The 13400-nt window shown below is 35.0% G+C and carries 11 protein-coding genes, 1 tRNA gene and 1 pseudogene; 9 read left to right on the top strand and 4 right to left on the bottom strand.

The genetic code is table 11. From position 1 onward, the window contains the following. Positions 1–537: pseudogene (locus tag TY19_RS10160) on the top strand (IS982-like element ISPasp2 family transposase); the annotation flags it as partial. A 23-nt stretch (positions 538–560) separates the two neighbouring features. Here TY19_RS10160 and dnaA read toward each other — a convergent pair. Further along, positions 561–1907 carry a chromosomal replication initiator protein DnaA gene (gene dnaA, locus TY19_RS10155; RefSeq protein WP_042282235.1) on the bottom strand — a complete coding sequence of 449 codons (1347 nt, stop codon included), beginning with the start codon at positions 1905–1907 and terminating at the stop codon, positions 561–563. A 443-nt stretch (positions 1908–2350) separates the two neighbouring features. On the opposite strand from dnaA, the gene TY19_RS10150 reads away from it, so the two are divergent. Beyond that, positions 2351–3523: a DegT/DnrJ/EryC1/StrS family aminotransferase gene (locus TY19_RS10150; RefSeq protein ID WP_042282233.1), complete on the top strand. Its 1173-nt coding sequence runs from the start codon at positions 2351–2353 to the stop codon at positions 3521–3523. A 134-nt stretch (positions 3524–3657) separates the two neighbouring features. Here the strand turns inward: TY19_RS10150 and TY19_RS10145 are convergent, their stop codons facing one another. Beyond that, on the bottom strand, positions 3658–4053 hold the full coding sequence (locus tag TY19_RS10145; RefSeq protein ID WP_039356510.1) for a tetratricopeptide repeat protein: 396 nt from the start codon (positions 4051–4053) through the stop codon (positions 3658–3660). A 2-nt stretch (positions 4054–4055) separates the two neighbouring features. Then, a complete protein-coding gene (locus TY19_RS10140; protein WP_011174860.1) occupies positions 4056–4505 on the bottom strand; it encodes a DUF5399 domain-containing protein in 450 nt (149 codons plus the stop codon). Positions 4506–4719: 214 nt separating this feature from the next. On the opposite strand from TY19_RS10140, the gene rsmH reads away from it, so the two are divergent. From rsmH to TY19_RS11920, 6 genes are all read left to right on the top strand, one after another. Continuing rightward, entirely contained in the window at positions 4720–5670 is a 951-nt protein-coding gene (gene rsmH, locus TY19_RS10135) for a 16S rRNA (cytosine(1402)-N(4))-methyltransferase RsmH (protein ID WP_042282231.1), read from the top strand. 8 nt (positions 5671–5678) lie between these two features. Then, positions 5679–5972, top strand: coding sequence for a hypothetical protein (locus tag TY19_RS10130; RefSeq protein WP_039356515.1), 294 nt, complete (start codon positions 5679–5681; stop codon positions 5970–5972). Between the two features lie 4 nt (positions 5973–5976). Further along, positions 5977–8007: a peptidoglycan D,D-transpeptidase FtsI family protein gene (locus TY19_RS10125; RefSeq protein WP_042282229.1), complete on the top strand. Its 2031-nt coding sequence runs from the start codon at positions 5977–5979 to the stop codon at positions 8005–8007. 15 nt (positions 8008–8022) lie between these two features. After that, a complete protein-coding gene (locus TY19_RS10120; RefSeq protein WP_042282226.1) occupies positions 8023–9501 on the top strand; it encodes a UDP-N-acetylmuramoyl-L-alanyl-D-glutamate--2,6-diaminopimelate ligase in 1479 nt (492 codons plus the stop codon). Positions 9502–9528: 27 nt separating this feature from the next. After that, entirely contained in the window at positions 9529–10371 is an 843-nt protein-coding gene (locus tag TY19_RS10115) for an N-acetylmuramoyl-L-alanine amidase family protein (RefSeq protein ID WP_011174865.1), read from the top strand. 128 nt (positions 10372–10499) lie between these two features. Then, on the top strand, positions 10500–11387 hold the full coding sequence (locus tag TY19_RS11920) for a tetratricopeptide repeat protein (RefSeq protein WP_052354904.1): 888 nt from the start codon (positions 10500–10502) through the stop codon (positions 11385–11387). Positions 11388–11402: 15 nt separating this feature from the next. Here TY19_RS11920 and TY19_RS10105 read toward each other — a convergent pair. Next, positions 11403–11476: transfer RNA gene (locus tag TY19_RS10105), tRNA-Arg, on the bottom strand. A 462-nt stretch (positions 11477–11938) separates the two neighbouring features. Here TY19_RS10105 and gnd point away from each other — a divergent pair. Then, complete coding sequence (gene gnd, locus TY19_RS10100; protein WP_445082254.1) at positions 11939–13393, top strand: decarboxylating NADP(+)-dependent phosphogluconate dehydrogenase; 1455 nt, start codon at positions 11939–11941, stop codon at positions 13391–13393. The last annotated feature ends 7 nt before the right edge of the window (positions 13394–13400 follow it).

The raw sequence follows: 13400 nt of genomic DNA, 5'->3' as shown, positions 1-13400 counted from the left end.
TCGATAGATGTTTGCCACAATAAACGCATAAAAAGAAACAAGGTCTTTAAAGGTTTAGCAAAGAGGGGAAAAACGACTTCAGGGTGGTTTTTCGGGTTTAAATTGCATCTCATGATCAATGAGAAAGGAGAAATTTTGGCTTTTCAGCTAACTCCTGGAAATGTCGCTGATGTTTCTATTGCCGAAACTTTGTCGAAAGGGATTTTTGGAAAACTATTTGGTGATAAGGGATATATTTCGAAAGAACTTTCAAAGAGGCTTTTGAAACAAGGTCTTGAACTATTTACTACCCTAAGATCGAATAGGAAGCAGAATCTTATGAAGTTGACAGACAAAATTCTTCTTAGAAAACGAGCCATTATTGAAACGGTGAATGATCAACTAAAAAATATTTCTCAAATTGAACATACACGCCACAGAAATGCCGGAAATTTTTTAATTAATCTATTAGCTGGGATTGTTGCTTATACTCACCAACCTAAAAAGCCATCGATAAACTTAGCAGAGCAGCATCGCTTGTTGTTAATGGCTGCCTAAAAACCCAAAATTCAGGTTAATAATTAAGATTCAATATTTCGACGTACCATGCCAATTTGGCGTCGTAAGGTTTCATCACTAGCAACTTTTTTCTCAATGTTTTTGCAAGCATGCAGAATTGTTGAGTGAGTTTTGCCAAAAGACGCTCCTAACATGATTAAAGATTCGTTGATCATTTCTTTAGCTAAATACATAGCGACTTGACGAGGAAGAGCGATATCTTTTGTCCGAGTTGATCCTCTTAAATCACTGACGCGAACTTGAAATACAGCAGCGACACTTTTAAGAATTTGTTCAACAGAGATTTTTTCTCTGGGAGCTTGTTGCAACATTTCACGTAGAGTTCGCGAAACAAGTTCTTCTGTAATATTTAAATCGAGAAGACGACAATGTGCGCTTAATCGGTTAATTGCTCCTTCTAATTGCCGAACGTTATTATGAATATGTTCAGCAATAAAAAAAGCTACTTTATGAGGAATATGTAGACCTTTTTGCTCAGCCTTATACTGTAAAATGGCTACCCGAGTTTCGAGTTCGGGAATTCCCATATGAGCTACAAGACCCCCTTCCATTTTTCCAATTGTTCGTTCCGAAAGCTTTAAAAGAGAAGGAGGTTTATCACTTGTGATAACAATTTGAGCTCCTTTATTCTTTAAAGCTTCAAAAGTATAGGATAACTCTTCTTCAAAATTTAAACGATTTTGTAAAAATTGAATATCGTCCACAAGCAATACATCAATTTCTGATCGATAAAATTTTTTCATTCGATCGACAGATTTATTTCTTAAGCTATCCACTAAATCATTGATAAAAGCTTCTGTCGTAATGCATTGTACGCGCAACTTCTTGTGATTTTCTTTAATATAATGTCCAATACTATGTAAAATATGTGTTTTACCTAATCCCACTCCTCCGTGAATAAAAAGAGGATTATATGATTGGCCTGGACGTAAAGCAACTCCCATTGCAGCAGATTTGACAAATTGATTAGTTGGACCTTCAATAAAATTTTCAAAACGGTAATTATTATTGAGTTTAACATCAGAATTGGGAGACTGCTCTTCTTTTTGAGAAGAAGAAATAGAAAAATGGTTGGGTGGAATGATTTTTTTTTGCGGTGGAGCAATAATAAATCGAATGGCAGGTTCACCTGACATATCGACTGGCAAAAACGCACATAAATCTTTTTTATAATTCGAGAGCAAATATTCTTGTACAAAAATATTTGGAATTTCTAGAGTGACTTCTTCCGTCGAACAATCAACAACTCGGATAGGAGCTAACCAGTTTCCAAAAGCGGCTGGTGAACAGCGTGTTTTTACAAATTGTAAAAACTGTGTCCAGACATTTTGTGTTTCGCTAGTTAGCATATTTTTGTTCCTTAAAAAAGTTATGAACAACGTTTCCACAGCACATTCTGGGGTGATTTCATGAAAGAATTTACCATGAGCTAATCTTAGCTGGCAAGTAATTTTCTTGACGGTCTATTCCATTTTATAAGTAAACCGTTGATTATCAAAATGACAAGCAGGAAAGAAAAAAATCTCTTTGATAAATCTAAAAATTGGAGTGTAAAATATTTTTTTAGTTTTTCCACAACTAGAACGTCAAAGGAAAAATGAGGGGCTAATGAGTAGTATAGAAGAGATTAAAATAAAATTTTAACGATCAATTTTTGCTTTTTCCACAATTCTTCTTTTGGCATCTTGATTTTATGAATTTTGGATTAAGAGTTTAAAAAGCAGATGCAATAAAGAAAAAAACTTAAAATTCAAGCAGATCATCAAATCAGTTCAGCTAGGAAACGACGACTATGGCGAAATTTTCATTTATTCCTTATGCAAAACAGACTATCGAGCAAGAAGATATTGAGAGTGTAATGAATGCTTTGAAAGAAGATGCAATTACTCGAGGCCCTCCTGTTAAAGCTTTTGAAGATGCGATAGCAAATGATTGTAATGTGCGTTATGCAGTTGCCTTCACTAATGGAACAGCCGCGCTTATGGCTGCTTATTTTGCAGCCGAATTACAACCTTATGATTATGTGATTTCTTCGCCCAATACATTTATTGCAACTGTTGGAATTCCTTTACAGCAAAAATTACAAATTCATTTTACCGACATTGACAGAGAAACAGGAAATTTAGATCTCTCTCAAATCAAAAAAATGTCTAGCATCCAACTCAGTCGTGGACGTTTTATTATTGTTCCTGTTCATTTTTCAGGCCTTGCAGTTGATATGCAGGCTTTGGATTATTTGATTTGCCAACCTAATGCCGTTGTGATTGAAGATGCTGCTCATGCCATTGGGTCTTTTTATCCCAGTGGAGAAAAAGTGGGAAGTTGTGTTTACAGTAATATGACTATTTTTAGTTTTCATCCAACTAAAACAATCACAACAGGAGAAGGGGGAATGGTGACAACTAATGACCCTGGCCTTTATCATCGTTTACTTTTATTTCGAGATAATGGAATTGAGCGAGAGAACCCCTATCTTTTAAATGCGCAAATGCCCGGCTATTATGAAGTTCATGCGATTACAGGGAATTTTAATGTAACAAGCTTGCAAGGGGCTTTGGGTCTTAGCCAATTAAAAAGGTTGAAAGCTTTTGTGGAAAAACGTCGCCTTCTCATTCAGCATTACCGCCAAGCTCTAAAAGAATTCCTTCATTTAAAGCTATTCACAGATTCTCAAGATGACATAACGGCGTTTCATTTATTTGTCATTCAAATCGATTTTGAAGCCTATCAGACAACACGTGAAAGTGTAATGGAAAAGTTGAAACAGCAGGGAATTGGAACGCAGGTTCATTATATTCCTTTATATAGACATCCTATTTTTAAAAGTCGCAATCAAGATTGGCAAAATCTTTTTCCAAATATGGAAGCTTATTATAAACAAACTTTAACATTACCTCTTTATCCAGAGCTAACAACGAAGGATGTAGATCGAATCTGCGAGATACTCAAATCAATTTTAAAATAAATTATTTAAAATTTGCTTTTATTTCTAATTGACGAGTGAGCTTACTTAAAATTTTTATTTTTAAATATTGTGAAGTTAATGACTTAAAAAAATCTAGTAATTAATTATGTTATTTTGTCTTGTTATTTGTCATTTTAGCTATAGGCTAAAATAAGAGCTTTAGCAACATTAGAGATAGAGGGATCAGGTTCATTTTTTAAAATATGAGAAAGCTTTAAAGCTTCTTCTATTTTTCCTAGCATAAAAAAAGCTTTAGCTAAATTGAGGAGAGTAGGGCCGTGATCAGTTTCTAATTTGAGGGCTCTATCTAGAGATTTAAGAGCCTTGGCAGGTTCATTCAGTTCTAAAAAAATGGCACCAAGTGTTTGTGCATCATAAGCACTTTCGGGATCCAAGACATTTAATGCTTCAAAAAAAGCTAAGGCAATATTGTACTTGCCTTGTCTCACATAAGAGTAACCCGTATAACGTAAATCTTCAATGTGTTCTTCATTCCAGCCGAGTTTATTTAGCCAATTAATTTTGCCCATGTTTATCCTTGTAAGAACTGTCCAACTCGACCAACAATAAAACTTAACCAATTATTAATCTTATCAATTTGATCAAAGCAACTCTTAATCGCTTTTTTTTCTTTTAAATCTTCTTCGGTTTCGCATTCGACTTCTTCTAGCTTGCGTTCGTCCTCATCTTCTTTTTCAAAAGAACCTAGGCTAGGCGCTACTCGAAAAAAACCAAAAGGAGAGCGACGTTGAAAGCGAAAGCGAGGTGGGGGAAAAAAGTAAGCCCAAGGAGTTTGAATAGGTACAATTCCTAATAACAAATCCATTTCAGATAGTTTAGGATAAATATCGACGAGTAAAATTTGTGGGGGAATAGATGATGCTTCATCTAAATGATATTGCTGATTAATTTGCTCAATCAACTGCGTGCGTCTAGCATATTGGACATAAATTCCAATATCTAATTGGTCGATAGTTGTCATGAGTACCAGTCCTTAAATATGAATTAATCGTTAATTTTATTTTAACAATACTAATATTTATTAGTAAAATGGTATAAATTCAGAGTAACATTTGCTGAGTTTTTGTCCTTAAAAGTAGATTATTAGCAAATAAATTTGAAGAAGTTAAGGGGTTTCGTTGATCTTCTAATAGAACCTTAATTATAATGTTTATGTTAAATTTACAAGTGTAACTATGCCTATTCCTTTTTATCCCCACCGATCCGTTTTATTAGAAGAGGTGATTGAAGCATTTCAACCTGTTCAATTGAAAGTATTTATAGATGGAACGTTAGGAGCTGGTGGACATGCAGAAGCAATCCTTGAACATCATCCAGAAATTGAGCTCTATCTAGGGATTGATCAAGATCCCAATGCTTTAAATATTGCAAATAAAAGACTTGAGAAATGGAAACAGAAAATTCTCTTAAAACAAGGAAATTTTTCTCAGTTTGATATTTTTTTAAAAGAAATTGGTTTTTCTTCCATGGATGGGCTTTTGGTTGATTTAGGTGTTTCTTCAATGCAGCTTGATCAGCCAGAAAGGGGGTTTAGTTTTTCTAAAGATGGCCCTTTAGATATGCGTATGAATCCTGAAGGTAAGCTAACTGCCGCTGATATTGTCAATACCTGGTCAGAAAATGATTTAGGAAAAATTTTTCGTGATTACGGGGAAGAAAAAAAATGGCGTTTAGCAGCTCGTACAATCGTGCAGGCAAGGCAGGTAAAACAGATTTTGACGACAACAGATTTAGCTAATCTTCTCAAACCTGCTTTTGCTTGGAATCCAAAAAAAGGGATTAATCCGCTTACTCTCATTTTTCAAGCTTTGCGTATTTGTGTGAATAGAGAATTAGATGTATTAGAGCAGTTAGTTTCGAAAACATTTGACTATTTAAAACCTGGTGGACGAGTCGCTGTGATTAGCTTTCATAGTTTAGAAGATCGTATTGTTAAAAATGAATTGCGATTGGCGGCCAGTGATAAATGGGAAACGACAGGTTTGGGAAGTGGTTTATTTCGTGATAAAAAACCTGTAGCGAAACTTGTGAATCGAAAACCAATTTGCCCTCATGAAAAAGAAATTAAAGAAAATCCGCGTAGTCGGAGTGCTAAATTTCGAATTGCTGAAAAATTGGAAGGGTAGGATAGCAAATGGGTCTTCTAATTAGGTTATGGATTTGTATTTTCTTTGCTGGATTAACTCTTTATAAATATATCGATAAATTGAATGAGTTGACTGAATTGCGATTATCAATTCCTATAGTTACGAAAGAGCTAAAAGAGATTCAGGAAAAAAATGCAGAACTTTATTACGCTATTGAAAGATTTGAAAGCCCTGTTCATTTAATGGAGTTGGCCAATAAACCGGAATTTGGACATCTGAAATACCCTCCCTTAACCGATGTTCTATTGATCCCTGAAGAAAGTATTATAGAAATTCATTAATATCATGACTTTAACAAAAATTCCCAACTCTTCTGAAAAAAAGCGTCTTCTTTATGTGGCGCTATTTATTTTTATTTTGTTTTCTTTTCTAATTATTCAATTTTACCATATTCAAATTTTAGAAGGAAAAAAGTGGGCTGTTCAGGCTCAAAAACAACATTTTTTTATTGTTAAAGAACCTTTTATTAGAGGAAGTTTTTATTCTAATCCCTTTATTAAAAAAAATCATCCCGCTATTCCACAACCCTTTGTGATCGATGTTCCAAAATTTCATTTATATGCTGATCCAGAATCAATTCCGATTCCACTAAAAGAGGAAATCGCCGACCATTTAATGGCTTTTCTTGATATTTCAATTTCTGAAAAACTTCATTTACAAAAGCAGTTAGATAAATCAAGTCGGAGTCGAAAATTGGCTATGTGGCTCGATAAAGAAACGCATCAAAATTTGCTTAAGTGGTGGCAGGGATACGCTAAAATACATAAAATTCCTCGGAATGCCCTTTTTTTCATTAAAGATTATCAACGTTCGTATCCTTATGGGAAAGTTTTAGGTAATGTTTTACATACTATCCAAAACCAAAAAGATGAAAAAACTCGCCAAGCGCTTCCAACAGGAGGTTTAGAACTTTTTTTTAATTCCTATCTGCAAGGAAAACAGGGAAAAAGACGTTTGATGCGCTCTCCTCGAAATTCTTTAGAAACAGGGGAAGTTATTGATTATCCGGAACACGGTGCGGATATTTATTTAACGATTAATTCTTGCTTACAAGCTATTGCAGAAGAAGAAGTGGAAAAAGGTGTCAAAAGATGTAAAGCCAAAGGGGGCTGGGCTGCGATGATGGATCCTCGCACCGGGGAAATTCTTGCTTTAGCTCAATATCCGTTTTTTAATCCTCCTGATTACCAACAGTTTTTTAACGATCCTCAACTCATTGAACATACGAAAGTGAAAGCTGTAACAGATGCAAATGAGCCTGGATCAATTTTCAAACCTTTTACAATCGCTTTAGCTTTAAAAGCCAATCAAGTATTAAGACAAAAAGGAGAAAAAGAGCTTTTCTTTCCCGAAGAAAAAATAGCAACCAGTAACGGTCGTTTTCCTGGGCGATCTAAGCCTATTTCAGACACGCGAGTACATTACTTTTTGAATATGGATATGGGAATGCAAAAATCGTCAAACATCTATATGGGTCGATTAGCAGAAAAGATCGTGGGTAGACTTGGCAATGAGTGGTACCGCAGACAACTTCAACAATTATTTGGATTTGGTCAAAAAACTTTTATCGAGCTACCTGCGGAAAGTCCTGGGATTTTACCTACACCGGGGAAATATCATCCAAGTGGGGCTTTGGAATGGTCTTTACCTACTCCTTTTTCATTAGCAATAGGACATAATATTCAAGTCAATAGCATTCAAATTCTTCGAGCTTATTCTGTGTTGGCAAATGGGGGATTTCTAGTTAAACCTACGATCATTCGACAAATTGTTAAAAAAGATCGTAATGCTCAAACGCAAATTTTAGTCGATCACACAACGAAAGAACGAATTGCGCAATTTCCGCGAGTATTAGAAGAGGATATTGTTAAACGAGTTGTCCAATCTATGCGTTATGTGACAAAGCCTGGAGGGACAGCTATCAAAGCAGATGTGCCTGGTTATACGGAAGTGTGTAAAACTAGTACTGCTAAGAAAATCATTGATGGTGTTTATTCGGAGCGTTTATATTGCCCTACTCTTGCTGGTTTTACTCCTGCTGTACACCCTGCTTTTGTTTTAGTTGTGACGATGGATGAGCCAGAATATGGTTACATTCCAGGAGTGGGAAAAAATCATAATGGAGGTAATTGCACAGCAAATGTTTTCCGAGAAATTGCAACGCGTTCTCTTGCTTATCTTGGAATTCCTCCAGATGATCCTTACGGCTATCCTTATGGAGATCCAAGAAGCAATCCGCAAAAGGCCAGTTGGATGAATGAAACGAGAAGATTGCAAGAAATATATAAGAAATGGAATAACATCTCCGAAAATTAGAGCATAGCGTTTAAAATGAAGTTGAAAGAATTGTTTAGAAACATTGAATCATGCCAGTTTAAAGGCTCCCAAGAAGTGTTGTTGACTGGATTGACAGCTAACTCCAAATCCCTTAGCCCAGGAAATCTATTTATTGCTAAAAAAGGAAAAATGTTTGATGGCAACTCCTATATAAAAGAAGCTATTCAATCAGGAGCATGTGCGATCTTAACAGATCTTTTTGATCCTTGCCTAAAAAAAGTTGTGCAAATTATTCATCCCAATCCTAACGAAATCGAATCTGTTTTAGCGCGCGATTACTATCAAAATACCTCTGAAGAGTTATTTATGGTAGGAATAACAGGGACAAATGGTAAAACAACCATATCTTTTATTATTAAATATCTTTTAGATCTTTTTCACGGTCCTTGTGGTTTGATTGGAACAATTGAATATATCGTTGGATCTCATCGATACCAGGCAACACGAACAACCCCTGACGTTATTGAAAATCATAAAATGCTTTATGAAATGTCTTTGTCAGGTACAAAATCCGCTGTAATGGAAGTGACTTCACATGCCCTTATTCAAAAAAGAGTAGAATATATTGATTTTGATGTTGCAGTGTTTTCCAATTTAACTCTCGATCATTTGGATTACCATTTGACAATGGAAAATTATTGTGCAGCTAAAAATTGTTTATTTGAGGGACTGGGTAAGCAACCGACCAAAAAAAGAAATGAAAAATGGGCAATTGTGAATATTGACGATCCATGGTGCGAACAAATAATCAAAGGATGTCAAGCTCATCGGCTGACTTACGGAATAGATAAACCGGCTGATTTACAAGCAAGTCATATTAAATTAAGTTCGCAAGGAACATCTATTAATTTGACTTATCAAGGACAAACAATTGAATGTTTTTGGCCTCTTTTAGGTCGATTTAATATTTATAACTGCTTAGCCGCGATAGGTGTATTGCTGACTCAAAATATTTCTTTGAAAGAAATAGTAGAAAAAATGGCATGTATTCCCAATGTGAAAGGGCGTTTAGAAAAAGTTTTAAATAATTTAGAGTTAGATATTTACATTGACTTTGCTCATACCGACGATGCGTTAAGTAATGTTTTAAAAACACTTTCCGAAATTAAAAAGGGGCGTCTTTTAACAATATTTGGTTGTGGAGGCGATAGAGATCCCAGTAAAAGGCCTAAAATGGCAATAGCCTCAGAACAATATTCTGATTTAAGCATCGTCACTTCAGATAATCCTCGCTCAGAGAACCCCATAAGTATTTGCCAGGAAATTGTAACAGGTTTTGTTAATCCAAATTCTTTTATTGTAGAAATAGACAGAAGAGCGGCTATTCAAAAAGCCATTGAAATCGCCTCACCAGGTGATATGATTTTGATTGCTGGGAAAGGGCATGAAACTTATCAAATTTTATCTCATCAAATTATTGAGTTTGATGATGCAAAAGTTGCTGCTGAGATATGTCTGCAGCAAAATAAATGATTTACTTAATTTTTTTAAGAGACATGCATGTTTCGTATTATACAATGGTTGAATTTTAGTCTAATATTAATTGGTCATACACTATACGCTCAACCACCTTATAAAGCTAATTTTCCTTTGCCTAAGACTAATCCTATTAAGCAACTTTATTCTAAAGAAGTGTTAGAATGCATTAGTAAGCCACTTCTCATAAAAAAAGCTTTTATTGTGATTGATCCTGGTCATGGAGGGCATGATGTGGGAACTCAATCTATTTCTAAACCTCGGTATCAAGAAAAATCGTTGAATTTAGTCACTGCGAAATTTGTTTGTAGTTATTTGCAGCAACTTGGATATCAGATATTTATGACGCGCGAGAACGATAAATTTATTTCATTAGATAAACGAGCGCAAATAGCTAATAAACGGAAACCTACTTTGTTTGTCAGCGTCCATTATAATTCAGCTCCTAGTAGCGAAGCTCAAGGGGTAGAAGTCTTTTTTTATCAATCTGATGATAAAGAACGCGCACGTAAATCTAAACGGTTAGCTCAACTCATTTTACAAACTGTTTTAACAGAAACAGAAGCTAAATCTCGTGGAGTTAAGCATGGAAATTTCGCTGTCATTCGTGAGACGAATATGCCTGCAGTGCTAATTGAAGGAGGCTTTGTTACAAATGAAGAAGAATTAAAAAAATTAAAAGATCCGGCCTATCTAAAAAAAATTGCTCTGGGCATCGCCAAGGGAATTGACGAATATGTCAGAAGAATAGGCAAAACTGAAAATAAAAAAGAGATCAGTGCACCAAAAAAATTTAAAAAACTAGCTAAGCGTTTAACTTTAGAGACCCCTATCTCAAATTTAAGTCATACAATTGATCTCTTTTGACCGGATTAAAATTGCTTTTTTAGTTGAGTAATTATTCATTGCAAGGGAATCATTGTTATTTTTAATTCTCTAAATTTTAATCGATTAATAATTAGATTCTCATTTTATCCTAATTAAAGGAGTCAATGATGTCATTTTCTTTCAATAAGTTACTTATTTTATCTACATTGTCTTACAGCTGGCTAGTTAATGCTTCACAAGGGTTTTTAGAAGAAAAAAATTTGAATAAAACGGTTAGTTTGCCTATTCGAGAAACACTTCAAGAAAAATTAACTTCTTTAGCTCTTGAAGGGGATATGAACGCCCAGTTCAAGCTTGGCATGTTATTAATGAATGGCGAAAAAGAGGATTGTCTTAAAGGTGTTGAATGGCTTGAAATAGCGGCGGAGCAAGGTCAAGTTGAGGCTCAACTGACTTTAGGAAAGATGTATCAAATAGGCTTGAAAGTCGAAAGAAATTCTCTTACCTCTCTATACTGGATTTCACAAGCGGCATTGCAAGGAAATGAAAAAGCTATCCAATCCTTAAAAAACTTATTTTCGACTTTTCAAGAGTTATACAGTATTCATTTACCAAAAGAAGAGAGGAATTATTGGAAAATAGATAATCATCAGGTGAGTATTGACGAGTATATTATTGAGTCTGTCCCATTAAATGAAACTGTTACTCATTGGTCGCAAATTTTTACTATTTCGTTTATGTCCAAAAAAATATTAAATCGAGATTTTAAAACAGCCTTGAGCAGTATGAATGCTGTTAAAGAATTGATGAGAAAAAATTATGGGGGCAAGGCTAAATTGACTCCTATACAGGTGACAGATAATGATGTAATTTATGAGTCTTTTATCCCTCTTAATAAAACGAATCAATTTGAAAATGAAATTGTCAGACTTATTAGAACTCCACGAGGTTTGTATCGGATTGCTTATTCAAGAAAAAATTCGTATATTGACGATAAAACCAAGCATAAGTGGTTAAAAAGTTTGTGTGAAGCAGATTTGATCAAACTGAAGTAATTCTCCTTGATGAATTGTCCTCGGCGCGACTCGAACGCGCGGCCTGTTGCTTAGGAGGCAACCGCTCTATCCACCTGAGCTACGAGAACATAATGGAAAACATTTAATCCAATATTCAAATGTAAAAGTCAAAAAAATTACTCAGCTCTGAATATTCTTCACATTAGCAAATGTCAAAGCAGTTTATCATTTTTCATAAATTAAGATAAATATCCTTGCTAATAGAATTAAGGAACATCAGGATATTTTTTTAATTGATTGTAAATAAAAAGCTTGTGAAAAGTATATTCAAAAATTTAATAAAGGTTTTTAATCAAAAAAAAAACAAAAAAAGCAATTTTTCCTTCGATGGGTAATTTTATCTTGCGTATGTTGTCAAAATAGGTGTTAAGATTTTAAATTATTTTGAAACAGATAAGATTTGGTTGTACCTTTTTATTAATTGCTTAAGCCTCTATCACTTTTATTAAATAGAATTGGATGGCAAAAAACATTATCTTTTTAATCTTTTATTATTCAAAATCCGCATTAATAACCTCTTAACGAAGGACATGCACATGACACAAGCAGATATTGGTTTAATCGGTCTAGCCGTAATGGGACAAAATCTCGTTCTTAATATGAACGATCATGGATACACGGTTGCTGTTTATAACAGGACAACTTCCAAGGTAGATGAATTTTTAGATGGGCCAGCAAAAGGCACAAAAGTCATTGGGGCCCATTCATTAAAAGATTTGATTAGTCAGTTGAAACGGCCACGCCGTGTGATGCTAATGGTTAAAGCGGGTGAACCTGTCGATAATTTTATTGAGCAATGTCTTCCTTACCTTGAAAAAGGTGACATACTTATCGATGGAGGAAATAGCTTATTTACAGACACAAATCGCCGTTGTAATAGTTTGAAAGAAAAAGGAATTATTTTTATTGGAACGGGAATTTCTGGAGGGGAGGAGGGAGCTCGTCATGGTCCTTCTATTATGCCAGGAGGAAACCCTGAGGGATGGCCACATATTAAAGAAATTTTTCAATCCATCAGTGCTAAAGTTGAAGGAGAACCTTGTTGTGATTGGGTAGGCGATCAAGGAGCTGGGCATTACGTTAAAATGGTTCATAATGGGATCGAGTATGGCGACATGCAGCTGATTTCAGAAGCTTATTATTTGTTGAAAGAAGCTCTTCATCTTAATCAAAACGAATTATATCAGGTGTTTGCAGATTGGAATAAAGGAGATTTGGATAGCTATTTAATCGAAATCACTTCGAAAATATTTAAAGTGAATGATGAAGACGGAAAACCCCTTGTAGATAAAATTTTAGACGTTGCAGGCCAAAAAGGCACAGGAAAATGGACAGTGATTAATGCTTTGGATTTAGGAATGCCTTTAACATTAATTGGAGAGGCAGTTTTTGCAAGATGTTTGTCTGCTTTAAAAGATGAACGGGTAGCTGCTAGCGAGTTATTGAAAGGGCCTGATACCAAATTTGAAGGAAATAGAGAAGAGTTTATTCAAGCAATTCGAGAAGCTCTTTATTCCTCAAAAATCATTAGTTATACTCAAGGTTTTATGTTAATGCAACAAGCGGCAGCAGAATATAAATGGCAACTTAATTATGGGGCAATTGCCTTAATGTGGCGTGGTGGATGTATTATCCGCAGTCAATTTTTGGGCAAAATTAAAGAAGCATTTAAACTAAATCCAAACCTCAAGAGTTTACTTCTCGATGAATACTTTCTTCAAGAAATTCAAAAGCGGCAAAAAGGGTGGAGAAAAGTCGTTTCTAAATCAGTTGAGCTTGGAATTGCTACTCCTTGTTTTAATACTGCCTTGGTGTTTTACGATGGTTATCGCACAGCAAAATTACCTGCCAATCTCTTACAAGCTCAAAGAGATTTCTTTGGGGCTCATACCTATGAACGAGGAGATCGGGCTCGAGGGCAATATTTCCATACAGATTGGTCAGGCACCGGTGGAAAGGTGAGTTCAGGTTCGTACAACGCTTAATCCTATG

The sequence above is a fragment of the Candidatus Protochlamydia sp. R18 genome (assembly GCF_000648255.1).
GTDB lineage: Bacteria > Chlamydiota > Chlamydiia > Chlamydiales > Parachlamydiaceae > Protochlamydia > Protochlamydia amoebophila.
This window is presented reverse-complemented; position numbering and strand designations above follow the sequence as displayed.

Excerpts from the sequence above, each read along its gene's own strand:
- dnaA (WP_042282235.1), bottom strand. The coding sequence starts at position 1,907 with ATGCTAACTAGCGAAACACAAAATGTCTGGACACAGTTTTTACAATTT.
- TY19_RS10150 (WP_042282233.1), top strand. The coding sequence starts at position 2,351 with ATGGCGAAATTTTCATTTATTCCTTATGCAAAACAGACTATCGAGCAA.
- TY19_RS10145 (WP_039356510.1), bottom strand. The coding sequence starts at position 4,053 with ATGGGCAAAATTAATTGGCTAAATAAACTCGGCTGGAATGAAGAACAC.
- TY19_RS10140 (WP_011174860.1), bottom strand. The coding sequence starts at position 4,505 with ATGACAACTATCGACCAATTAGATATTGGAATTTATGTCCAATATGCT.
- rsmH (WP_042282231.1), top strand. The coding sequence starts at position 4,720 with ATGCCTATTCCTTTTTATCCCCACCGATCCGTTTTATTAGAAGAGGTG.
- TY19_RS10130 (WP_039356515.1), top strand. The coding sequence starts at position 5,679 with ATGGGTCTTCTAATTAGGTTATGGATTTGTATTTTCTTTGCTGGATTA.
- TY19_RS10125 (WP_042282229.1), top strand. The coding sequence starts at position 5,977 with ATGACTTTAACAAAAATTCCCAACTCTTCTGAAAAAAAGCGTCTTCTT.
- TY19_RS10120 (WP_042282226.1), top strand. The coding sequence starts at position 8,023 with ATGAAGTTGAAAGAATTGTTTAGAAACATTGAATCATGCCAGTTTAAA.
- TY19_RS10115 (WP_011174865.1), top strand. The coding sequence starts at position 9,529 with ATGTTTCGTATTATACAATGGTTGAATTTTAGTCTAATATTAATTGGT.
- TY19_RS11920 (WP_052354904.1), top strand. The coding sequence starts at position 10,500 with ATGTCATTTTCTTTCAATAAGTTACTTATTTTATCTACATTGTCTTAC.
- gnd (WP_445082254.1), top strand. The coding sequence starts at position 11,939 with ATGCACATGACACAAGCAGATATTGGTTTAATCGGTCTAGCCGTAATG.